Below are 23,754 nucleotides of genomic sequence, written 5' to 3'. Positions count from 1 at the left end.
GCTATTTTAATTAAATTGAAATTACTGTTATTTCAACATCCCCGAAACCGAGGCCACCTCCGGTTTAGCAATCCGAGGCGCCATAAATCCCTTCGCATACAAATTAGGATTCGATGAAGCCACCTGAACATAGGACTCCCGAATTTCAGTATTTAGAGCCACAGTGGTGACATCATAAACCTTCGTAACCATTTTAGGATATAACCCAATTCCCACAATCAGCACCAGGAAACTCGCCGCAATGAAGACCTCCCGGGGTCGAGCATCACTAAAAGTCGCTTCTGAGGGGAGTACACAACTGGTTCCGAAACAAAATGCTTCTTGGTCATCAGAACTGGATGCAGTCCCATCACCCAACATACAAGCCGGAGCTTCACCCGTTGCATAGAACAACTGACGGAGCATCGACAGCAAATAAATCGGGGTCAGCACTAATCCCACACCCGCCAAAGCCACCAAGACCACCCGGAAGTTCGAGCTATAGATATCGCTAGTGGTGATGCCAATAAACACTAATACCTCACTAGCAAAACCACTCATCCCCGGTAGGGCCATGGATGCCATCGCTCCGGCGGTAAATAGAGTAAACACTCGGGGCATTACCTTGCCGATATAACCCATTTCATCCAAGATCAGGGTATGGGTGCGGTCATAGGTCACACCAGCCAGGAAGAACAGCACCGCCGAAATCAGACCGTGAGAGATCATTTGTAACAATGCTCCACTCACCCCAATATCGGTAAAGGAGGCAATTCCGAGCAACACAAATCCCATGTGAGACACGGAGGAATAGGCGAGGCGGCGTTTCATATTGGATTGGCCAAAGGAATTTAATCCGCCATACACAATATTAACCACCCCTAAAATAGCCAGAATCGGGGCAAAGTAGATATGGGCATCGGGTAGCATCCCCATATTTACCCGAATCAGACCATATCCCCCCATCTTTAACAGCACCCCAGCCAAAATCATCGAAACCGGGGCAGATGCTTCACCGTGAGCATCGGGGAGCCAAGTATGTAGGGGGAAAACGGCCAGTTTTAAGCCAAAGGCAATCAAAAATCCCGCATACATCAATAGTTCTAGGCCCAGAGGATAATCCTTGAGACCCAGTTCCACCATATCGAAAGTTAAGGGGCCACCGCCATAGAAGGCCATTGCTAGGGCAGCCACCAGGATAAATAAAGAAGCAGCGGCCGTATACAATAAAAATTTAGTCGCGGCGTAACGGCGTTTTGGCCCGCCCCAGATGGAAATTAATAGGTACACCGGAATTAATTCCAGTTCCCAGACAATAAATAACAGCAGTAAGTCTTGAGCCACAAATACCCCGATTTGGGCCGAATACAGCACCAACATCAGGAAGTAGAACAGACGAGGTTTTTGGTCTACCTGCCAAGCTGCAAAAATAGACAGGGTTGTGACAAGTCCTGCCAGAAGTACCAGGGGAAGGGAAATCCCGTCTACAGAAACGGCCCAGTTCAAACCCAATTGAGGCGCCCAGGGAAACTTTTCCACGATTTGAAAAGTTGCACTGCTCGCATCGTAATACTTCAAGAAGACATAGCACATTAATAATAAGTCCGCGATGCCTACACCAAGGGCATACCAGCGCAACTGTTTGCCGTTGTTATCCGGCAGTACAGGAATGAGCACCGAAGCTACGAGTGGGAGCAGGACTATCGTGGTCAGCCAGGGAAATTGATCCGCCATCATGACAGTAAGAACAAATACTTATCTGTGAATAATCGTATTGTACTAAACTTTGTAACGATTTGTATATAAAATTTTACCGTAGACAATTATTCATTATAGTGTATGGTTTTTTTTCAAGCCGTTGCCCTCTGTCTATTCCCGCTTGACTACCCGCAGGGCTTCATTAACTTGAGTTCAGAACTAACCAAACTCAAGTTAATTTGGCGGTAATTCTAAGGCAATATTTCCCAATAATCCCTTACGAAAATCATTCAACATTTGACGGGCGGTGCGTTCGATATCCCCTTTGTTTCGATAGTCGGCCAATTCCTGTAAATAGACATCGCCACTCAGGGCCGTAAATTCTAATTGATACCTTGAAACTAATAAGTGTTGTAAATTAAAATCTTGTAACAACTCGATTAATACTTCAGCAACTTGTTGATTTTCATAGGAGGCTTCCCCAATATCTTCACAAATTGCCAACTTTAACGCATCTTCCTCTTTTCTGATTTTGGTCGGAATTACCCCAGGAGCATCTAATAATTCCAGACTCTCGGAAATTCTCACCCATTTCAAATGACGAGTCACCCCGGCCCGTCTAGCACTATCCACAATTCTTCGATTCAATAACCGATTAATTAAGGCGGATTTTCCCACATTCGGAAACCCAATTACCGCCGCCCGCACAGGACGGGGCAACATCCCCCGTCCGGCCCGTTTTTCATTGATTTGTGACCCGGCAGCTTGGGCAGCTTTTGCCACAGCATCCACGCCATTTCCCAACCTAGAATTCGTAAAATAGGCCGTTTCCCCCTGTTCCTCAAACCACTCCTCCCACTGTTTTTGAATATGGGAGGGAATCATATCCATACGGTTAATCACCAGCACTTTCATTTTACTTCCCACCCACTGCGGAACATTCGGATGATGGGTTGTTAGAGGAATACGAGCATCTCGCACCTCCAAAATCACGTCCACCCGTTTCAGTTGTTCCTGAAGGGTGCGTTCCGCTTTAGCAATATGACCGGGATACCATTGGATAGACATAGGTTAGGGAGCAGGGGAGGTAGGGGGCAGGGCAGAGGCAGGGGGAGCAGGGGGAGCGGGGGAGGCAGGGGAGGCAGGGGGAGCGTCTCACCGTAGTGAGTCCTTTGGGACTCTCTTACAGGTACCAGGGGGAGTAAGCAGTACGAGCGTCCTCGCTTAAGGAACAATCAGGACGGGACAGGGAGACAAATTAATCACACGGTTGGTGACGCTATCGGCGGCTCCTTCTTCTGTTAAACCGATGCCTCGACTCCCCATGACAATTAAATCCGCATTGATTTCATCAGCAACATCACAAATCGTAAAAGCGGGTTTTCCCTCTTTTTCTAGGATTTGAGCCTCAATACCCTCCTTAGAAAACAGGGTTTGAGCCTGTTTTAGTAAGTCCGCCACCGCTTCGGGGGACGTCATTTGTTCAGGATGGGGTTGAGGTTCGGCTACCTCGGCATTCGGCTCTACAACTGCCAAAACATGGAGACTAGACCCAAAGGTTTTGACCAGGTTGGTCACAATTACCGCCGCTTCGTGGGCTTCACGGCTTTGGTCAACAGCAAATAAAATGGTTTTAAACATAATCGCGCATCTCCAAGACGCGGACTTAGGTAGAATGTTTACTGTGAACGATTAGGTGGGAAACCGGATTGGGTTGATAGACAGGATTAAACCGTCCAAAACCTCACCCATGCCACCTAAATTTAATCTGATTTAGACAACAACATATCCTAGGAGGATTATCCTGTGTCAAAAAAAACTGTAGCAGATTTATCCGCATCAGATTTATCTGGGAAACGGGTATTAGTCCGCGTTGATTTTAATGTTCCCCTAGATAACGGTTCAATTACCGATGATACACGGATTCGTGCGGCTCTGCCGACGATCCAAGATTTAACGTCCAAAGGCGCTAAAGTTATTTTAACTAGCCACTTTGGTCGTCCCAAAGGTCAAGTTAACGAGTCCATGCGCTTAACTCCCGTCGCTGCCCGGTTATCGGAATTGTTAGGTAAACCCGTTAAGAAATTTGACGACTGTATTGGGGATGAAGTCGTCCAAGGGGTTGCCGAACTGCAAAATGGCGATGTGGCATTATTAGAAAACGTCCGTTTCTATGCCGAAGAAGAAGATAATGATCCTGAATTTGCTAAAAAATTAGCTTCCGTTGCCGATTTATACGTTAATGATGCTTTTGGAACGGCCCACCGCGCCCATGCTTCAACCGAAGGAGTTACCCATTATTTGCCTTCTGTGGCAGGTTATTTAATTGAAAAAGAACTCAAGTTTTTACAAGGAGCAATTGAAGAACCTAAACGGCCTTTAGCTGCTATTGTGGGTGGTTCTAAAGTGTCTTCTAAAATTGGTGTAATTGAAGCTCTTTTAGATAAATGCGATAAATTGCTGTTGGGCGGTGGGATGATTTTCACCTTCTATAAAGCTCGCGGTTTGAATGTGGGTAATTCTTTAGTAGAAGAAGATAAACTGGAATTAGCCCGGGCATTGGAAGCAAAAGCTAAAGAAAAAGGCGTGGCATTCTTATTACCTACTGATGTAATTGTTGCTGATAAATTTGCTCCTGATGCGGAAGCAAAAACCGTTAGCATTAATGATATTCCCGATGGTTGGATGGGGTTAGATATTGGCCCTGATTCGATTAAAGTCTTCCAAGAAGCGTTAGGCGATTGTAAAACGGTGATTTGGAATGGCCCCATGGGGGTTTTTGAGTTCGAGAAATTTGCCGCTGGAACAAAAGCGATCGCTTTAACTTTAGCAGATTTAACCAAAACAGGTACGATCACCATTATCGGTGGTGGTGACTCCGTTGCTGCGGTGGAACAGTTGAATTTAGGCGAACAAATGAGCCATATTTCCACCGGGGGCGGTGCTAGTTTGGAATTGTTAGAAGGGAAAGAATTACCCGGAATTGCAGCGTTAAATGATGCGTAATTTTAGCGTGATTTACTAAAAATAGTAGGGGATATGGAGTTGTCATTCCCCTACTATTTTTTGCAATCATTGCTTTAGGTAGTGTGAAGGTTGCGATCGCTCAATTTAACAGTATTTGAACAATAACAGCATCTTTATATTAATAGGTTAAAAGCTTGATTCTCAAGTCAAAAACTCTTAATATTAGAAGTATCTACTCGGAAGTTACTTTATTGTCTTCTTCTCCATCCTCTTGGAAACAATTATCAACAACAAATCCTCGGTCATACTTTGAAATTGTGTAACCATATACATTATTATTAGAAAAATTTTTGATAGTAGATCTCTTAGTTAAATACGTGAAAAGGCTTATGGCTGGCAACCACTCAGACTCATTAGCTTTTGAGATTTTAATTTTTTTAACTAATTTTTTCGGCTGATCTTGCGAAATATAATATATTGATCCGATATCGGTATCAATATATTTATTAGGTTTAACTACATATTGTAATAGCTCAGAACTTTCTGGCTCAAGTTTCCATTCATAACACAAGTTATCATTCTCAAGACCGACTTTTGCCCCGATAACTGCACTATGGAGGAATGGAGAGGATGCAAGTAGCAAAAATTCTGCTACTTCTATATAATTTTCAACTTCATCACGATTAACTGCTATATACTTATGTTCTACATCATTTCTTTTCTTGTTTAAAAGAGATATGATGTTTGTCGGGAATATTTCTAACTTTTTAATAATTTTGAGTTTGTTTGGAAAATTTGTTTCAGCTTTGGAAACATAAGCTTCATTTAACCCAAAGATTTCTAAAATTTTTTCAATTGTCAAATGAATAGCACGTTTAGCATTACCTAAAGAGTTACTTGCGCCTCTGCTATTATTTAGTTCAAGATCTGATTTTGCAAAGTCAAGATATTCAAAAGGTTCGTGACCTTTGGGATTTAGTTTATGATAACAAAGTGTAGAAGTTGGAAGTGCATATGTTATCAATGATCTATACCCTTTTGAAAAATCAGCATCTCTATCTCGTAAAATATAGAAATCTTGAAGTTTTTCAAGTTGAGAGTTTTGAAGATCAATAAGCAGTTGAGGTTGGCTTTTTTCCAAAGATTTATTCCCTTGAACTTGATTTTGTATATTATCAATATACTCTTGCAACTGCTCTACAATCCGATCTTGTAATTCAATGGGTAAAGACTCCATCATTTTAATAACATTGGTGATTGCTGGTGATGACATTTGGTAAACTCCTTATACAATCTTTGTCTCTGTTGGCAGGCTATCTTTAATTTTAGATGTAAAATAGTTGAATCAACCCAATTATAATAGATAAATATGGAAGCAACAGATATCAACATTCAACAAATGCCGATTCTTATAGGACAGGAAGGAAAAATTACAATTCTCCAGGTCGCCCAAGATTCCCTTAATGTTAATGAAGGATATATGCTGATCTTAATGCAAATCGGTAATTTGATTTTAATGACTCCTCAACAACCAGAAGTTCCAGAATTGATTAATCAGATTACAACACCAATGGAAAATGAAAATGTCAGTTTGACTAATTTATTAGCAGGTTAGCGTTGCAATTTTTACCTATAACTGAGCGAATACTTCAAACTATTTCAACCAAAATTTAAGCAATTTTAGCCTTTTAAGTTAAAGGAATTTTAATCATAAATTCTGTCCCTAATCCCTCTTGTGAAACACAACTTAACTGACCCTGATGTTGTTGTACAATAATCTGATAACTAATAGATAAACCTAATCCTGTACCCTTTTCAGGGGGTTTAGTTGTAAACAAATAATCAAAGATTTTTCCGCGTATTTCCTCCGACATTCCCAAACCGTTATCTTTAATCCGAATAATGGCGCTATTTTGGCTAGGGTCAACTTCAGTACAAATCGTAATTTGGCTAGGATTGGCTTTAATTTCTTCTACATTCCGTTTTAAATAGGCATCTTCTAAAGCATCAATGGCATTAGCAATAATATTGGTAAATACCTGATTAATTTGTCCGGGATAACAGAGGACTAAAGGTAAATCTCCATAGTTTTTAATCACTTCTATGGGCGAAACTTTGTCATTTCCTTTTAAGCGATATTTTAAAATTAACAAAGCACTATCAATCCCTTCATGCAGGTTAGTTTCTAGTTTTGATGTACTATCCGTGCGGGAAAAAGTCCTTAAAGATACGCTAATTTGACGAATCCGCTCCACACCAAGTTTCATGGATGAAATCACTTGGGGTAAGTCTTGAAGTAAATAGTCTAAATCCACTTCCTTTGCTAGATTTGTAATCACCGGATTTGGTGAGGGAATTTGTTCTTGATAAAGTTTAAAAATTTTTAATAAATCTTGAATATAGTTTTCTGTATAATCGATATTTCCGTGGATAAAAGCCACAGGATTATTAATTTCATGGGCAACTCCCGCCACCAATTGACCCAAGGTAGACATTTTTTCGCTTTGAATTAATTGAATTTGAGCTTGTTGTAGGTTTTTTAATGCTTGTTTGAGTTCGGAAGTTCGAGACTCAACTTGGGTTTCTAATTCTTGATTTAAGTCTTTCAAATTTTCTTCTAAACGGGTTTTTTCGTGAATTTTTTCTTCAAGTAATTGATTTTTATTGGCTAACAGTTTAGTTAAGTTGCGTAATTCTAAATGAACTTTCATGCGGGCTAATACTTCTTCCTTTTGAAAGGGTTTTGTAATATAATCAACAGCACCCAAACCTAAGCCTTTAACTTTATGGTCAGTGTTGCCCAAAGCTGTCATGAAAATGATCGGAATATCGGAGGTTAAGGGGTTATTTTTGAGTCGAGAACAAGTTTCAAATCCATCAATTCCGGGCATCATAATATCTAATAAAATCAGATCAGGAATAACATATTCTATTTTTTGTAACGCACTTTCTCCATCTTGAGCTACTAAAACTTCCAGCCCGGCTTCATCTAAAACGTTAAAAATCACCCCTAAATTGGTGGGATTATCATCTACAATTAGGATGGTATTTCCTGGAAAATACAAATTATTGCTCATGATTGTTTTCCTGATTTTTAATTATAAATTCAGTTGCCGCTTGATAGTCTAATGGGCGAGAAAACAAGTACCCTTGCGCCCAAATACAACCTAATTTTAATAAAATTTCTGCTTGTTCTTGGGTTTCTACACCTTCTGCACTCACTTCTAAATTTAAACTTTTCCCTACTAATAGAATGGTTTCAATTAAGGTTGTATCATCAGGATGATTAATTAAATCCTGTACAAAAGAACGGTCAATTTTTAAGGTATTAATAGGCAAATTTTTAAGCATTTTGATAGAAGAATAGCCGGTACAAAAATCATCCAGACATAAACTAACACCAATTTCTTTAAATAATTGAAAGTTAGAGTCTGGTGTTTTTAATAAACAATTTTCCGTAATTTCTATACTTAAAGTATTTTTAGAGATACCCGTTTCTTTTAAGATTTCTGCTACCTGTTCAAATAAATTCACCTGCCGGAATTGGACGGGGGAAAAATTAACGTTCATTTTTAAAAGGATCTCGGGAAATTGCTCTTGCCAAGATTTCAACTGGCTACAAGCTTCGCGTAAAATCCACCAACCCAAAGGATTAATTAATCCGGTTTCTTCAGTCACAGAAATAAATTGATCCGGGGCAATCATGCCTTGATTATGTCTCCAACGCACTAAGGCTTCCACCGCTTTAATTTTTCCGGTTATGAGGGAAACAATCGGTTGATAATATAAGCAAAATTCCTGTTGCGGAATCGCTTTTCGTAAGTCCTGTTCCATTTGCAGCCGGGCGATGGTGTCCGCTTGCATCTGCGGATTAAAAATTTGATAACTACCACTCCCGAACTTTTTGGCTCGATACATAGCAATATTCACATCTCTGAGAATATCCATCGGTTCCTGATAACCCATGGTACTCGAAGTGATGCCGATACTAGCTTCTACAATCATTTCATAGCCATTAAAATTAAAGGGTAACTTAAACTGTTCGAGGAGTTTTTCAGTTAGGGAAATGGGTGTTTCTGTATCAACTAAAATTACAAATTCATCTCCCCCCATGCGGGTTGCTGTTTGAAACGGTGTTAAATATTCTTGTATTCGCTGGGCGACAGACTTTAACAGTTCATCCCCGGCTAAATGTCCCAAACTATCATTAATAATTTTGAAGCGATCTAAGTCCAAAAACAAAACTGAATAACTGGAATTGGTAGCAATTAAATATTTTAATCGCTGCATCAACCAATCCCGATTCGGCAAACCCGTTAAGGAATCATGCAAGGCATTATATTCTAATAAATCCTGACTTTTGTGCAGGTCTTCCAGGGTTTTAGACAGTTCAACGGTTCGTTCTTTTACTCGGATTTCTAATTTTTGATTCAGTCGTTGTACGTCGGCGCGGGCTTTGGCGTGTTCATAAATTTCTTCTGATAAATGCTGATTTTTTGTCTCTAGGATTTTGGTTAAACGTCGCAGTTCTAAATGGGTCTTAATTCTCGCTAAAACTTCTTCTTTTTGAAAGGGTTTAGTAATATAATCAACGGCCCCTAAAGCCAAGCCTTTGATCACATAATTGGGTTCGGAAAGAGCCGTGATAAAAATAACAGGAATTTGAGCATTTAAGGGATTTTGTTTCAGGATTTCATAGGTTTGAAATCCATCGATTCCCGGCATCATCACATCTAATAAAATTAAATCAGGAGTTACATAGTCGAGTTTTTGTAGCGCGCTTTCTCCATCTTCAGCCACCAAAACCTGAAAGTTTGCTTCGCTGAGAACATCCGTTAATACGCCTAAATTAGCTGGGACATCATCCACGATCAGAATTGTGCTGGACTCTGGAATTAAATCTTTCATCAGTTAACCTCTTTATATTGATTGAGAATTTCCAAGATTTTTTTCTCTTTAAACTCCTTCGCTAATTGTCTTAATTTTAATGCAAAGGGTGAATATTTAGGATCTGTTTCTTCCAGAATTTCTGTTTGTTTGATGATCTCTTTCAAATTGCCTCGCAACGCTAAGTTAAACAGTTGATCTAAGGCTGCGGGTGGGGGAAGAACCAGGGGGGCAGAAGTAGACTTTGTACCTGAAACCGAGCTTGATTCGGCTTGATAAATCCACTGAATTTGCAGATGTACGGATAACTTTTCTAACAGGTCTTCCGCTTGTACGGGTTTGGGTAAAAAATCCACGGCCCCCGCCTGTATGCTTTGACTTTGATGTTCTTCAAACACACTGGCGGAAGAAACGATAATTTTTATATTTTTTACTTCTGGAATATTTTTCCAATTTTTCATGAGTTGAAATCCATCCATTTCTGGCATGACTAAATCCGTAATTACTAAGTTAGGCTGAAGCTCCATAGCCATTTTTAATCCTTCTTGACCATTAACTGATTCTAGGACTTCAAATCCTAAAGGAGTCAATAAATTAGTAATCACAGATCGGTTTTCCCAACGATCATCAATTACCAGAATTTTTTGGGTACTGCCTTGAAATCCAATGATTTTACCATGGTCATTCCTAGAAGTGGTATTCACCCAATCATTAGCTTCTGATACCTCTAAATCAAAGCCAAAAATACTACCCATTTGTAATTGACTGGTGACTTGCAGGCTGCTACCCATCAAGTGAATAATTTTCTGACTGATAGCCAGTCCCAAACCCGTACCTTCGGCTTGAATTCGCCGAGACCCGACTTGTTCAAAGGGTAAAAATATTCTTTCAATTTCTTCTGGGTCAATCCCCACCCCCGTATCTTTAATCGCAAAGCGAATTTTGTAACTAACTTTATTAGAAATATTAACCGTTTTTTCAATTAAAATAACATTGAAAATAACTTCTCCAGTTTTCGTAAATTTAATCGCATTACCAATCAAATTAATTAATACTTGTCGCAGGCGTTTTTCATCCGCATGAATAGCAATGGGTAAATCAGGATCGGGTTGATAGGAAAATTGCAGACTTTTTTGGGCGGCGCGAATCCGACAAATTTCAGCCACAGCTTGGAGAAAAGCCGGAAGATGAAAATCCGTCGGGTAGAGTTCCATTTTCTGAGCTTCTATTTTCGATAAATCAAGAATATCGTTAATTAAAGTTAGAAGGTGGGAACCGCACTGGTAAATAATATCGACACTATTTTGTTCGCGTTCTTCTAATTTTGGGGAACGTTTAAGAATTTGGGCGTAACCTAAAATGCCATTCAGGGGGGTTCGTAATTCGTGACTCATGTTGGCTAGAAATTCGCTTTTAGCTTTGTTGGCATTTTCGGCGGCTTCTTTGGCGGCATAAATTTCTTGTTCAGCCCGTTTATATTCGGTAATGTCTTCGACCGTACCTTCATAGTAGAGAATATTACCATTTTCATCGTAAATTGCTCGCACATTTTCTGAGATCCAGATCATATTCCCGTCTCGGCGATAAACTTGAGATTCAAAGTCGGTAATGCTGCGGTGATCGCGAATCATTTGAATCAATTGATTCCAACGATTGGGGTCTACATAAAAAAGTTGCTGTTTAATTGAAGTTAGATGAGTGATTAATTCCTCTGGAGAGTTATAACCGTAAATGTTAGCCAGCGCTGGATTTGCATTCAGATATTGACCGGTTGGGGTAATTTGGAAAATCCCATTAATCGCATTTTCAAAAATGCTGCGATATTTTTTTTCAGCCAATTGCAATTCTTTTTCAAAGACTTGACGTTCTTGACGGTTAATTACAAAGGCGATTAAAATAGAAAATACCACTCCTAATACTAACAATCCAAACCCGATGATTTGATATTTTCTATTCAATAACTGGTTAATCCGTTGTTCTAATAAATTATCTAATAAAGGAAAGGCTGTATCGTAAATTTTTAGTTGTGATTCTAGGGCGGTTTCCGCTACTTGTTGATATTTTTGGGGGGACAAGTTGATTTTCTGAATATCAATAATTTCTTGGTTGAGTAAGTTAATAAATTTTTGGATATTCTCAAAGCTTTGATCGATACTTGTTGATAATTTGGTCTGAATTTGGCGGTTAGTATTGGCGGAAACTTGCAACCCTCTTTGGACTTCTTTTAAAGGCGGTGCAATTAAACTCTGAATAATCAACAACTTTGCCTGTTCGCTATCGGTCATCTTTTTTTGGGTGGTGATCCTGACCCCTAAATCCTTAGCCTGAGCCGTATTTTCTATGGTTAAGGGCAGTTGATTCACAATTGTATCCATTAAATAGTAACTATCTAAAGAGGGATCAAGAATTAGATTAGAAACATCTCCAATATGATTAATTAAAGCTAAAATATCATTGATAATTTTTGTATGAGCTTCCCAACTTTTAGCCGGAGACAAATTAAATTTTTCTTCTTGTAATTTTTGCCAGTCGTCCTTGATAGAAGTTTTAATTTCTATCCATTCGGAGCCAACTTTTAGTTCATTTGTTAGCTCTCGCTCGAATGTATCAAGGTTTTGAATTGCCGTTTCAATCTTTTCTCCTTGGGTGATAATTTCTGATGCTAAAGACTTATCCCCATTAAAATATTGATCAACTTGGGTGCGGTGATTAATAATATCGACCAGCAAATTTTTCAAAGGATAGTTATAAGCTAAACCTTGTTTTTCTTTTTGGGCAAAATCAATTTTACTATCAATTTCAGCGATCAGTTGATAAACAACCAGAGCAAAGGGAAAAATAAAAATCAAAAGCAAAGCACTTACATTGATAGTTTCTGCTAGGCGTTGATACAAGGGTTTATTCATGATCTAATGGGAAGCGATAATGATATATTACGAAATATGAAAAAGCATAATGCACTCTCGTCAATACGACTGGAGTTTGGTAGGTCTTGCTTGAGCCCTTATTAATGATCACCCATGGAGATAGCTCATAATAATTTTAAGCGTTATTTCAGAAAATTAGCACAAGCTTGAGAATCTAATTTTAAATAACTCAGAAGTATTTTTTAGGAAACTTGGGATGATTAAAATGGATCTGTTGAATTAGAATAATATTTTGCTGTGATTTTGTGGGAGTATGGCCGGACATAGTAAGTGGGCGAATATTAAGCGCCAAAAAGCAAGAGTGGACGCGGTTAAAGGTAAAGTGTTCACCAAGATTTCCCGGGAAATTATTGTGGCGGCGCGTCAAGGGGGCGACCCGGCGGGAAACTTTCAATTGCGAACTGCGATTGAAAAGGCAAAAGCCGCGGCCATTCCGAATGATAATATTGAACGGGCGATCGCGAAAGGGGCGGGCAAATTAGGATCGGGGGCTTCTGAGTTAGAATTTATTCGTTATGAAGGCTATGGGGTGGGAGGTGTGGCGATTTTAATTGAAGCACTCAGCGATAACCGCAACCGCACGGCGGCGGATTTGCGAGTGGCATTTAGTAAAAATGGCGGTAACTTGGGGGAAACGGGCTGTGTGAGTTGGATGTTTGACCAGAAAGGTGTTGTCACCTTAGCGGGGCCTATTGATGAGGAAAAACTCCTAGAAGCCTTAGTGGAAGCCGAAGCCGAATCCTATGAATTGACTCCGGTGAATGATACGGATGGGGCGGAAGTGTTTACCAATATCGGGAATTTAGAACAGTTAAGTCAAGTTTTAAAAGAGCAAAAATTTAGGGTTGTTGAAGCCGAATGGCGGTGGATTCCTAATAATATTATTGAAGTTGATGATTTGGAAAAAGCGCGATCGCTCATGAAATTAATGAATATTTTAGATGATTTAGATGACGTACAGAATGTCACGGCAAATTTTGAACTATCTGATGCTTGTTATCAAGCTCTTTATAGCGAATGAACTGCTTAACTCCTTTTATAGTAACTTTGGTTGGAATTTGTTCCCTATCTATTCAGGGTTTAGCCTGTCCAACCCTGGCGGTTTCTTCTAGTTTAGAATTTCCTTTAGTTCGTGATAATTTGGAATCAAATACTACAATCTTATGGAGTATTTTTTATTTAGATGCGATCGTCAGACTCGAAGGTTTGAATTTACCCCATCCTAAAACCATCGGTGAGGCAACCATTCCCCTTCAAAAATTAGAAGGAAGTCAAGTTTTTACCCTAGAGCTTTCGATTGGTGAACAATCCGGTAGGTTTTTATTAGATACGGGGGCATCAACAACGATGATTGCCACACCGATTGTTCAGGATTTAGGGTTAAAAGGAGAACCGATTCCGAATCAGGGATTAGACTATGCGGTAGCTGGGGATGATTGTCCGAATATGAATGGGATTTTACACCATTTACCCCCCTTAGTTATTAATCAAGTTCGAGTTGAAGAATTGCGAGGTTTGGAATTTTCTACTACCGTAATTCCAGAGGAATTATCTGGAGTTTTGGGGATGGATTTTTTAAGGAATTTTGACCTTAAGTTAAATCCTCAAACCAGTCAATTACAATTACTCAATCCGTCTGCTTTACCGACTGAATCTGTGGCTAAAGCTATCCCCTTAGAAAGTCGTTTGGGGGTGATGTTAACCTCCGTTAAAATTAATGGTCAAGGGCCGTTTACGTTTCTATTAGATACGGGTGCGGATACCATTTTTATATCTAAACAGTTAGCAAATCAACTGCAACTCGATCATGCTAATCGTCAACCGATCAAAGTTCAGGGTTTTTGTGGGTTAGAAGATGCCGAAGTTTCTCCTTTGGAAACCGTCACGATTCAGGATTATGAACAAAATAATTTAGAGGCGGTTATTTTATCCTCTCCCGTTTTAGATTTATTACAAATTGATGGCATTATTGGTCAAAGTTTTTTAAATCAATATCAACAATATTGGCGGTTTAATCCTCCCACTCAATCCCAAGAGTTTCAAGGAAGTTTATTATTAGTTCCCCTAGAATAATGGCTTCCTGGGTCGTTTAGGGAGGAGAATTAAACTCATCACAAATTTTTTGATTCATATTACTTACATTCGGGCTAGTATCCAAATAATCAGAAAGCTGATCACAAGCCTTTTTAAGTAAAGTATTTGTATTTTCATTCACTTGATTTGTGTCAATTGACCAGATTCCAATTCGACTAGGTTCTGTTTTTTGAATCCCGACTAAGGTTTTGCCATCGGGACTAAAATTGACCGATAAAATTTGTTCTAAACTAGGCTTTAAAGTCGTAATTAAACTTCCATTAATATCCCAGAGTTTAATTGTACCATCGACACTAGCAGAAGCTAATATTTTACTATTAGGACTAAAATTAACTTCATAAATTTGTTTTAAATGTTTTCCTAAAACCACGGAAGTTTCTATGGGTTTCCAGGTAGAATTTTGCTTTTTCCAGATTGCGATTGATTCTCCATCTTTAGTGGCTACAATTAATTGATTATCGGGACTAATACTGACAAAACTAAACCGAATTTTAGCCCCTGTTAGGGACTCAATTAAAAGCCCTTGAGTGATATCCCATAATTTAATAGTTTGATCATTACTAGCAGATGCTAAAACTTGACTATCGGCACTAAAACTTAAATCATTAATTTGTTTTGTATGACCCTCTAAAATCTGTTTTAAGGTTCCATCAATCCCCCAAATCCGAATTTTATGATCATTACTTGCCGTGGCAATTAACTGATTATTAGGGCTAAAAACCACACTCCAAACAGCCGAGGGATGAACAATAGTATTGATTTCTTTACCCTCTAAATTCCAAACTTTTACGGTTTGATCATCACTCGCAGATGCAATCATTGTCTGATCAGGACTAAAACTAACATTATTAACGGTATTACTATGACCCCTAAAGGTTTTTTTAACTTCTCCCTCTAAATTCCATAATACAACCACATGATCATTAGTTCTTAAATCTCGACCGGGAGAAGCAACTAAATTACTATTTTTACCGGAAAAACTACTACTATAAATTTTATAATCTTTGAGTTCAATCATCTGAGGTAAGGCTTGTAAACTCCAAACCCTAACAATGCCATCTTTACTAGCAGAAACTAACATATCTTTTTGTTTAGAAAAATTGACTTGATTAATTCCATCTTTGTGTCCTTGTAGGGTAGAAATTAACACCCCTTCCTTTGTCCAAATTTTAATCATTTCATCCATACTTCCCGTAGCAATTAAACGACCATCCCGACTAAAATCCACACTATTAACGGCTTGTTGATATCCTTCTAACTTTCTAATTAATTTACCCTCTCGATTCCATAATTTTACGGTTTTATCATCACTGGCTGAAGCAATCATTTGACTATCGGGACTAAAACTAATGCTCCAAATCGGGTTAGCATGGGCTTGAATTGTTCTAATTTTTTCCCCCTGACGAGTCCAAATATGAATCACACCATCTTCACTGGAGGAAGCAATAAGTTGATTATCAGGACTAAAAATAACGCTGAGAGCAGGTGTTTTACTGCCGTTTAATGTTTTAATTAAGTTACCATTTAAACTCCAAATTTTAACAGTTTTATCTCGACTTGCGGAGGCGATTTGTTGACCATCGGGACTAAAACCAATCCATTTCACTTCATCGGTATGTCCCTTTAATGTTCTGATGAATGTGCCATCTTTTTTCCAAAGTTTAATGGTTTTATCCTTGCTGGCAGAAGCAATAATTTGACTATTGGGACTAAAGGTGACAAACCAAACAGAATCTTGATGTCCTTTTAAAGTATTAATCAGTTTCCCTTGGCGAGTCCATAATTTAATAGTTTTATCAATACTCGCAGAAGTAATCAGTTGGTCATCGGGACTAATACTCACACTTAAAACATTATTTTTGTTATGTCCATCTAAAATATTTTTTTCTTGAATTACTTGTACTGCAATACTTAATTTACTTTGGGTTTCTTGTTCAATAGCTGATTTAGCCGTTTGATTTGATAAAAATTTTCCGGCGGTGACTAAGGTTAATAGGGCGTCAAGCTGATTATTTTCTGTAGTTAAAGCCGTATATTTAGTGTTTTCTAAAGCTAGGTTAACTTGTTTATTTTTAACTTCTGAAATTCTTAAAAATCCAACTAATGCTAGGGTTGATAAAAGTGCCACGCCACCACCAATTATCGCTGAACGCGCAAAAAAACGTCGAAGTTCTTTATTTTTGGCTTCCGCTTGTTGACGTTTTTGGGTTTCTATTTCTAACTGTTCTAAAATTACAGAACTACGATTCTGACGAATTAAACTAACTAAATAATCATGTACAAGTTGATATCTTTCTGCGGGAATTTCTGGTAAAAGAAAGACCAAACCTGAGAGGACAAAAATTTTCAAAACCGTATCTAAATTTTGATTAATATTCTCAAAATGGTTGGCTATTTCCTTAATCCCTCGAACCAAATCAGCCCGAGTTTTTAAAGGACGAGTATTATTTTCATCCGTCAGTAAATAAAGCACTAACTCAGCCAAACTTTTATTGCTTACACCACAGTCTTGAATCACTTCATCTAAATAGTCTTCAACTAATTTTGTCTTTTGCCCTGCTTTTTGATACTGTTCTAAAGTGTTAATATTTTGCGCTTGTAACTGAGAACCCACAACTTGTAACTCTATCGGTCGAATTTCTCCAAAATCTTCGGCTAAATCTTCAACTAACTGCTCAATTAAAGCGGGTTCAAGAACAAATTGAGTTCTTTCTGTTAAACTTTGAATCACCGATTTTGCTTCTGCTCGTGTAAAGTTGTTAATATAGGATATAATATTTCGGTCTAAAATATTATTCCCAATACTTTCTAAATAGCCTTGACGAGTACATTCTAATAAATAGTGTAAGTAATCTTCTCGCAAAGATAACACAATTTTAACATAGGGAATATCTAAACAATCTTTGATAAATTTATAACAGGTTTGTCGCTGTTCATTATCTTTGCAAGCAAAGAAAAATTCTTCAAATTGGTCAAAGATAATAATTACCCAGAAATTTTGATTGACTAAAGTTCTAATTTGTTCTAAAATCAGTTCTTGATCCTGGAGTAAAGAAGAATCAAATTCAATATTTTTAAAGTCCCTAATTCCCTTGGCTAAAGCTCGGGAAAATTCTCGACTAAAATTAGTATAAACCTGTAGTAATACGGGAATAAAGTAACGAGTCTCAATCGTGGTTTTTTGTAACTCTGGAATAAAACCCGCTTGTAAAATTGAACTTTTACCGACTCCCGACTGTCCATAAATCACCGTTAATCGACAATCCGTTCTTCTAATCCGTTCACATAGCCAATTAACCACGGATAAACGACCGGAGGCGCTGATTTCAGGATTAATAATTTGGGGGTGATTAATGGGGGGTAAACTCGGATTAGTAATGCTTTGAATATGTCCGAGTCTTCCGGCTCCAATAAAGGCTATTAATCTAAATTGTTGTTCAATTTCTCGACATTTTTGTTTGATTTCATAGGAAATTAAATATTCTCCTTTTTGAAAATATAAATCTTGTAAAAGTTGTAAAATTTTAATATACAGGTCTGGGTCATAGTGAGGTTTAGTTCTGGCTTTGGCTTTTTCCAGAATATTAATAGCCTCTTGAGATTGATTCAATTGTTGATAGGCTTGGGCTAGGGTAAATAAATACCACCCTTGGTGATAGGAGGTTTCCCAGTCTAAAATCAACTGTGCTTCTGGGGTTTGAGCTTGATGATTAGAGCAGGTTTTAATCAATAAATTTTGAGCTTTTTCTGCTAAATTTTTGGCTTCTGAGGGAGAATTTTGAGCCAAAGAAACTTCTGCCAAAAAATGATAAGCCCGAGCTTCTCTGAAGGGATAACCGTAAGTCCGATTATAATGAATCGATTCTTTAGCAACGGTTTCTAATTCTTGCCATTGTTTTAATCCAAATAAAATATCAGCTAAAGCATTAATAAATTTAGCCACTAAATCCCAACGGTCAGCTTGTTTAAACCCTTCGATAGATTGAGTATAATAGGTTTTAGCTTGATGATAAGCAGATTCTTTTTGAAATCGATGTAAAATTCCGTAACTGTGCCACCAAAATCCCACATAAAATAGTAACTGACTATGGCGAATTAAATTATTTGTTTGTTGCCAAAGCTGCAAACTTCGTTCATAATGTTGTAAAGAAACTTGATTAGAATGGTCAGAAATTCGACCCAATACAAATTCTAAACTGGCTTCTAGTTCAATATTTAAAGGTTCTCCCCGTTTCTGTAACTCTTGGCGAGCCGATTCTAATTCTAATCTTAAAGGTGAACCCAATTCTAAATCAAAGGAAGAATTATCTAAAAAAATACCTGCACCACTATCTAAGACTTTAACAGAAACTTGGTCTGTCATTTGTTGAATAAACTGTAATAAATCCTCCGTACTAATTTCAAAAGAAATTGCCGTTGACCAACTATGAAAATCCGGGGCCAAGCGAATTAAAGACTGTAAAAGAGAATCTGTCACCCACAATACCAAAGGAAAGTGAAATCTCCGGCGAAATTCCTCCCGCATTTGGTTCATAATTTTAATCAAAATTTCCAGTTGTTCATTTGACTCCAAACCGGATATAATTAATGCTGTCGGCGGATTTTGTTCCGGTTCAATTGCTTTAACTAAGATATTGTAAAGATTCGTTTCATGGGCATCTACTATAATATTTTTAATTAAGTTAGGATGTTCCGCTTGTAATTGTGTAATGACTTTTTCTCGAACAATTCTATAATTACAATGGGCTAAAATCAGAGAAAAATCGTTGTTAAATCTAGCAAAAATTCGGTTTAAAGTTTTTAAAGAATTTTGATTAATTTCTGTTTTTTCTTTCATAAAATTTGGCGGGCTTCCTTTCCCATAAAACTACAACCGTACTCAACTATTAAAGTTGATAGATTAAATTAATCTGTAAACGTTCACTGTGCAACGCCTACATCCCTCGCAAGGATTGATTCTTGTCGGTTGATTAATCTCTATCTACTGAGTACAGCAATTGATAATTCAATTCAGGAATCGGAATGCACCCACAACTGCAATCTGAGTTTTACGTCCGCAGTTCTCTTGATTTTTCTATTTTATAACAATCTTTAATAAATTGTCCGATTTTAGGTTAGAACTTCACTCCGCCAACCTAAAATCTGCTGACTGTTATACATTGTTTATAGTTTATCTAAACTTTCTACAACAACACGACGAAGAATTTCTGTGACTTCTGCCGCCATTCGGGCGTCTAATTCTAAAGCTTGTTGAGTAAAATCCCCCTGATTATTAATAGGAATTACACCCCTTAAAGCTAGTGCTAAGGTTCGGAATTCCGCAGGTTTTTGATTAGTATTCGGTAAGGCGTCAATAAACTGCACAAATGCCACATAGCAAATTTCTACCGTTTGCCTAAGTACACTATCTCCATACCCCATTTTAGAAAGAATAACTGGAGCCGTAATCATCTGTTCAATTCCTAAAGTTTTTAATGCGACATCCACATAGCGAGCCGGGTCTTGACCTAGGGCTTTCACTAAACAATTAAAGTTTTTTTCTGGAAGGTTAGGAAGTTGCGATTGGGCGGGTAAATAATTATGCCATCCGATTAAAGAAATGAGACGAGTTAAATCATAGGCTGAAACGAAGTTATCACCTTTTGGAGTATCTAAAACTGATTTTAAAATAATATTTTTAGTCTCATAATTAATAATCTCAGGATTTAAAAATACTGGGCTTTCCCCATAATCTCCTTGAAAACTTGAGGTTAAATTTCCCGTGATTTTTTGTAGCCATTTCTCTAAATTAGAGCGGGTTTCAAATCGTTTAAATAAAGCCGCTAAAGCGTTGGAACTACCGACTTTACTTTTATAATTAACGACATCTTCAATTGCAGTTTGTAGGGAGAAGTTTTCAGTCCGGTTTTCAGAATTTTGTAACTTTAAATTATTGATATCATATTTAGAAAATTTTTGATCAATTTGAATTAAGGTATTCAGCACCGGAATAATTTTAGTTGTACTCCAAAATTGTGTGGTTTTTAGGGGATTTCTTCCCAGCCAAATCGTTTTGAGTTCTCCTGCTTCAAATTTCCCTAAACTAATACAGGCTTCTTCTATTTGAGGATGGAGAAATGCTAAACTTTCTTGATCAATATAAGGAATTTTTCCCAAGGCAGGATAGGGACTATATTGTAAAGGTTTACGGTTTAAATATTGGGGATAATTTTGAATATGATTTTGATAGGGAGACTGCTCTAATCCTTGATCTAAAAAAGCAAATTTATCTAAATTTGCCCCAATTTCATGCTCAATTTTTTGGAAATTATCGAAGACTTGTTCCCTGTTTTTGGCTTGTTCTAAACTATCGCTATTCATTGAGGATATTTCCTAAGTTAAATAATTAAACTGATAACTGGTAAGGGCGGGTTCTTTTAGATCTTTGTTAATCACCTAAATCTCGATGAACCTGCCCCTACAACTGGTAACTGATAACTGGTAAGGGCGGGTTCTTTGAAATCTTTGTGAGTCACCTAAATCTCGATGAACCCGCCCCTACAACTGATGACTGATAACTGGTAAGGGCGGGTTCTTTTAGATCTTTGTGAGTCACCTAAATCTCGATGAACCCGCCCCTACAACTGATTGATATTTACAACAAATACAACAAAATGAACAGAATAATCCAAACCACATCAACAAAGTGCCAATATAATTCGGCAGCTTCTGGGCCAAAATGGGATTCTTTGCTGTAATGACTGGTTTTGCGTCCCCGCCAGAGAACCGCTAAAATTAATACGACTCCAAAGGTAACGTGCAACCCGTGAAACCCGGTTAAAACATAGAAGCAACTGGCGTATAAATTGGTAGTTAATCCAAACGCTAACTGACTATATTCATAGGCTTGACCCGCCAAAAAGGTTAACCCCATAATTGCCGTAGCAATAAACCAATTTCGCAACGCCGCAGAGTCATTTTTCTTAATAGCAATTGTCCCTTGGTTCATGACAAAACTACTAGAAATCAGAACCACCGTGTTAATAGCTGGAAGCAGTAATTCCCGTTCTGTTCCTTCGGGCGGCCAAACCGGGGACATAGCCCGATAAATTAAATAGGCAGAGAATAAACCCAAAAAGATCATACTCTCCGCCACCAGAAAAACCACCACCCCCAACATTCGCAAATCGGGATGTTCTGCGTGTTCATGTCCAGAGGCAGTGGCCTCTTGTTCATATCCCACAACGGTTTGAGAGTCGTTAATTGCTGAACCTTGCATGAATTAACTCAATAAAGTTGACAGATAAATAATTAGGAATTACGAATCAATAATTACCAGTTAGTGCCAGACGCGCTGCTGGCTAGTCTGCACAAATAATTCGTAATTCGTAATTCGTAATTCGTAATTTATTAATCGTTGATATCCTTTTCCCCTTCTAACACCGTTGTTGAACGGTCGTCTGTAAATACTGTAGAAGATTTGGCTTGAGACATGGGAACCCCAACTTCTTTGGGACGGTCTCCGGTCATTTGTTTTAACCGTTGACGAATAGCCAAGGTTTTACGACTGCCGTAGTCATAGGGCCCGGTTTTGAGAACGGGGGTAACTAGGAAATTTTCAATCGGAGGGGGAGAAGACGTCATCCATTCCAGGGTTAGGGCTTCCCAGGGATTATCGGGAGCTTTTGGCCCTTTGAACCAACTCCAAGCCGCATTAATCAGGAAGGGGAAGGTAGAAACGGCCAGAATATAACTACCCACGGTACAAACCTGATTCAGCGTGGTGAATTGGGGGTCATACATGGCTACCCGTCGGGGCATTCCCTGTAACCCTAAAGCGTGCATGGGCATAAAGGTTAAGTTCGTCCCCACAAACGTGAGAACAAAGTGAACGATTCCCCAGGGTTCATTCATCATCCTTCCCGTCATTTTCGGGAACCAATGATAAATGGCGGCAAACACCCCAAACACTGCCCCACCAAACAGAACATAGTGGAAGTGCGCCACGACAAAATAGGTATCGTGAACGTGAATATCAAAGGGAACCGACGCCACCATAATTCCGGTGACACCGCCCATGACAAAGGTAGCCAGAAACCCCATGGCAAAGAGCATGGCACTATTCAGGCGCAGTTTTCCGCCCCAAATGGTGGCTAACCAGCCAAAGACCTTAATACCCGTGGGTACGGCAATGATCATCGTGGTGATCATAAAAAACATCCGTAACCAACCTGGGGTTCCACTGGTGAACATATGGTGCGCCCAGACAATTAGGCCTAAAAAGCTAATGGCTAAACTGGAATAGGCGATCGCTTGATAACCAAAAATCGGTTTGCGAGCATGAACGGGCAGCACATCGGAAATCACCCCAAAAAAGGGTAAGACCATGATGTACACCGCCGGGTGGGAATAAAACCAGAATAAGTGCTGATAAACCACCGGATCACCCCCGCCAGTGGGGTTAAAGAAACTGGTTCCGGCAATTAAATCAAAGGAGAGGAGAATTAAAGCTGCGGCTAAAACCGGAGTAGATAACAGCACCAAAGCGGAAGTAGCGATCATGGCCCAACAAAATAGGGGCATATCGTTCAATCCCATGGTGGGAATCCGCATTTTGAAAATCGTCACCGAGAAATTCACGGCCCCCAAAATCGAAGAAGTTCCCAATAATAAAACACTGAGAATCCAAATTTCCTCTCCGACCTGGCCCGATAATAGACTTAACGGCGGGTAAGACGTCCAACCAGCTTGGGGGGCTTCCACCAAGAAACTGGCTAACAGCAAAATTCCCCCCGGAGGAATTAACCAAAAACCCACGGTATTCAAACGGGGAAAGGCCATATCCTTGGCCCCCACCATTAAGGGAATCAAATAGTTAGCTAATCCACCACCGGCCGGAACGATCCACAGGAAGATCATCACCGTGCCATGAACCGTGAATAGACTGTTATAGACTTCCGGGGTGACAAAATCGGGATCGGGGGTGGCCAGTTCCGTCCGAACTGCCGTAGCCAAGGCGCCACCGACTAAATAAAAGAAAAATGCCGTAACGAGATATTGAATCCCGATGACTTTGTGATCCGTACTAAAACCAAAAAAATCCTGCCAACGTCTTTCTTCCTCATGATGAGGTTTAGGAACATTGGTTGGGAGATCAAGTTGTGCTTGTGCCATAGGTTTCTGAGGGAATAGGGAATAGGGGGCAGGGGGCAGGGGGGCAGGG

General features: G+C 38.9%; 15 protein-coding genes. 4 read left to right on the top strand and 11 right to left on the bottom strand.

Annotated features, from left to right (window positions below):
• Nucleotides 1-27: 27 nt before the first annotated feature.
• The 3 genes from PL9631_RS05140 to PL9631_RS05130 all read right to left on the bottom strand — a co-directional run bounded on the left by PL9631_RS05140 (nucleotide 28) and on the right by PL9631_RS05130 (nucleotide 3,318).
• Nucleotides 28-1,716, bottom strand: coding sequence for an NAD(P)H-quinone oxidoreductase subunit 4 (locus PL9631_RS05140; protein WP_083617704.1), 1,689 nt, complete (start codon nucleotides 1,714-1,716; stop codon nucleotides 28-30).
• Between the two features lie 195 nt (nucleotides 1,717-1,911).
• Nucleotides 1,912-2,745: a ribosome biogenesis GTPase YlqF gene (ylqF, locus tag PL9631_RS05135; protein WP_083617702.1), complete on the bottom strand. Its 834-nt coding sequence runs from the start codon at nucleotides 2,743-2,745 to the stop codon at nucleotides 1,912-1,914.
• A 156-nt stretch (nucleotides 2,746-2,901) separates the two neighbouring features.
• Nucleotides 2,902-3,318, bottom strand: a complete 417-nt coding sequence (locus tag PL9631_RS05130) for a universal stress protein (RefSeq protein ID WP_083617700.1) — start codon at nucleotides 3,316-3,318, stop codon at nucleotides 2,902-2,904.
• A 165-nt stretch (nucleotides 3,319-3,483) separates the two neighbouring features.
• On the opposite strand from PL9631_RS05130, the gene PL9631_RS05125 reads away from it, so the two are divergent.
• Entirely contained in the window at nucleotides 3,484-4,683 is a 1,200-nt protein-coding gene (locus tag PL9631_RS05125) for a phosphoglycerate kinase (protein ID WP_083617698.1), read from the top strand.
• Between the two features lie 193 nt (nucleotides 4,684-4,876).
• On the opposite strand, the gene PL9631_RS05120 is transcribed toward PL9631_RS05125, so the two are convergent.
• Nucleotides 4,877-5,917: a hypothetical protein gene (locus PL9631_RS05120; RefSeq protein ID WP_156090459.1), complete on the bottom strand. Its 1,041-nt coding sequence runs from the start codon at nucleotides 5,915-5,917 to the stop codon at nucleotides 4,877-4,879.
• A 96-nt stretch (nucleotides 5,918-6,013) separates the two neighbouring features.
• Here PL9631_RS05120 and PL9631_RS05115 point away from each other — a divergent pair, with 96 nt between their 5' ends.
• On the top strand, nucleotides 6,014-6,259 hold the full coding sequence (locus PL9631_RS05115; RefSeq protein ID WP_083617696.1) for a hypothetical protein: 246 nt from the start codon (nucleotides 6,014-6,016) through the stop codon (nucleotides 6,257-6,259).
• A gap of 73 nt (nucleotides 6,260-6,332) precedes the next feature.
• Here the strand turns inward: PL9631_RS05115 and PL9631_RS05110 are convergent, their stop codons facing one another.
• From PL9631_RS05110 to PL9631_RS05100, 3 genes are read right to left on the bottom strand one after another with little or no spacing between them, the layout of a single operon-like run.
• Nucleotides 6,333-7,721, bottom strand: coding sequence for a hybrid sensor histidine kinase/response regulator (locus tag PL9631_RS05110; protein WP_083617694.1), 1,389 nt, complete (start codon nucleotides 7,719-7,721; stop codon nucleotides 6,333-6,335).
• Nucleotides 7,711-9,552, bottom strand: coding sequence for a two-component system response regulator (locus tag PL9631_RS05105; RefSeq protein WP_083617692.1), 1,842 nt, complete (start codon nucleotides 9,550-9,552; stop codon nucleotides 7,711-7,713). The genes PL9631_RS05110 and PL9631_RS05105 overlap by 11 nt, the downstream gene beginning before the upstream one ends.
• Entirely contained in the window at nucleotides 9,552-12,437 is a 2,886-nt protein-coding gene (locus PL9631_RS05100; protein ID WP_083617691.1) for a PAS domain-containing hybrid sensor histidine kinase/response regulator, read from the bottom strand. The genes PL9631_RS05105 and PL9631_RS05100 overlap by 1 nt, the downstream gene beginning before the upstream one ends.
• Before the next feature lie 274 nt (nucleotides 12,438-12,711).
• On the opposite strand from PL9631_RS05100, the gene PL9631_RS05095 reads away from it, so the two are divergent.
• A complete protein-coding gene (locus PL9631_RS05095; RefSeq protein WP_083617689.1) occupies nucleotides 12,712-13,479 on the top strand; it encodes a YebC/PmpR family DNA-binding transcriptional regulator in 768 nt (255 codons plus the stop codon).
• Entirely contained in the window at nucleotides 13,476-14,531 is a 1,056-nt protein-coding gene (locus PL9631_RS05090; RefSeq protein WP_083617687.1) for a retropepsin-like aspartic protease, read from the top strand. Before PL9631_RS05095 ends, PL9631_RS05090 begins: the two co-directional genes overlap by 4 nt.
• A gap of 16 nt (nucleotides 14,532-14,547) precedes the next feature.
• Here PL9631_RS05090 and PL9631_RS05085 read toward each other — a convergent pair whose 3' ends face one another.
• From PL9631_RS05085 to ctaD, 4 genes are all read right to left on the bottom strand, one after another.
• Nucleotides 14,548-19,389 (bottom strand): nSTAND1 domain-containing NTPase, encoded by a 4,842-nt coding sequence (locus tag PL9631_RS05085; RefSeq protein ID WP_083617685.1) that lies wholly within the window; start codon nucleotides 19,387-19,389, stop codon nucleotides 14,548-14,550.
• Nucleotides 19,390-19,715: 326 nt separating this feature from the next.
• The gene (locus PL9631_RS05080) at nucleotides 19,716-20,912 is read right to left on the bottom strand and encodes a hypothetical protein (RefSeq protein WP_083617683.1); all 1,197 of its coding nucleotides are present in this window, start codon (nucleotides 20,910-20,912) and stop codon (nucleotides 19,716-19,718) included.
• 274 nt (nucleotides 20,913-21,186) lie between these two features.
• Nucleotides 21,187-21,810: a cytochrome c oxidase subunit 3 gene (locus PL9631_RS05075; RefSeq protein WP_083617681.1), complete on the bottom strand. Its 624-nt coding sequence runs from the start codon at nucleotides 21,808-21,810 to the stop codon at nucleotides 21,187-21,189.
• 131 nt (nucleotides 21,811-21,941) lie between these two features.
• The gene (gene ctaD / locus PL9631_RS05070; protein ID WP_083617750.1) at nucleotides 21,942-23,705 is read right to left on the bottom strand and encodes a cytochrome c oxidase subunit I; all 1,764 of its coding nucleotides are present in this window, start codon (nucleotides 23,703-23,705) and stop codon (nucleotides 21,942-21,944) included.
• Nucleotides 23,706-23,754 lie beyond the last annotated feature (49 nt).

Origin of the sequence: Planktothrix paucivesiculata PCC 9631 (genome assembly GCF_900009265.2) — a bacterium.
GTDB classification, from domain to species: domain Bacteria; phylum Cyanobacteriota; class Cyanobacteriia; order Cyanobacteriales; family Microcoleaceae; genus Planktothrix; species Planktothrix paucivesiculata.
The sequence above is the reverse complement of the archived record's forward strand: the minus strand, read 5'-3'. Positions and strand labels throughout refer to the sequence as shown.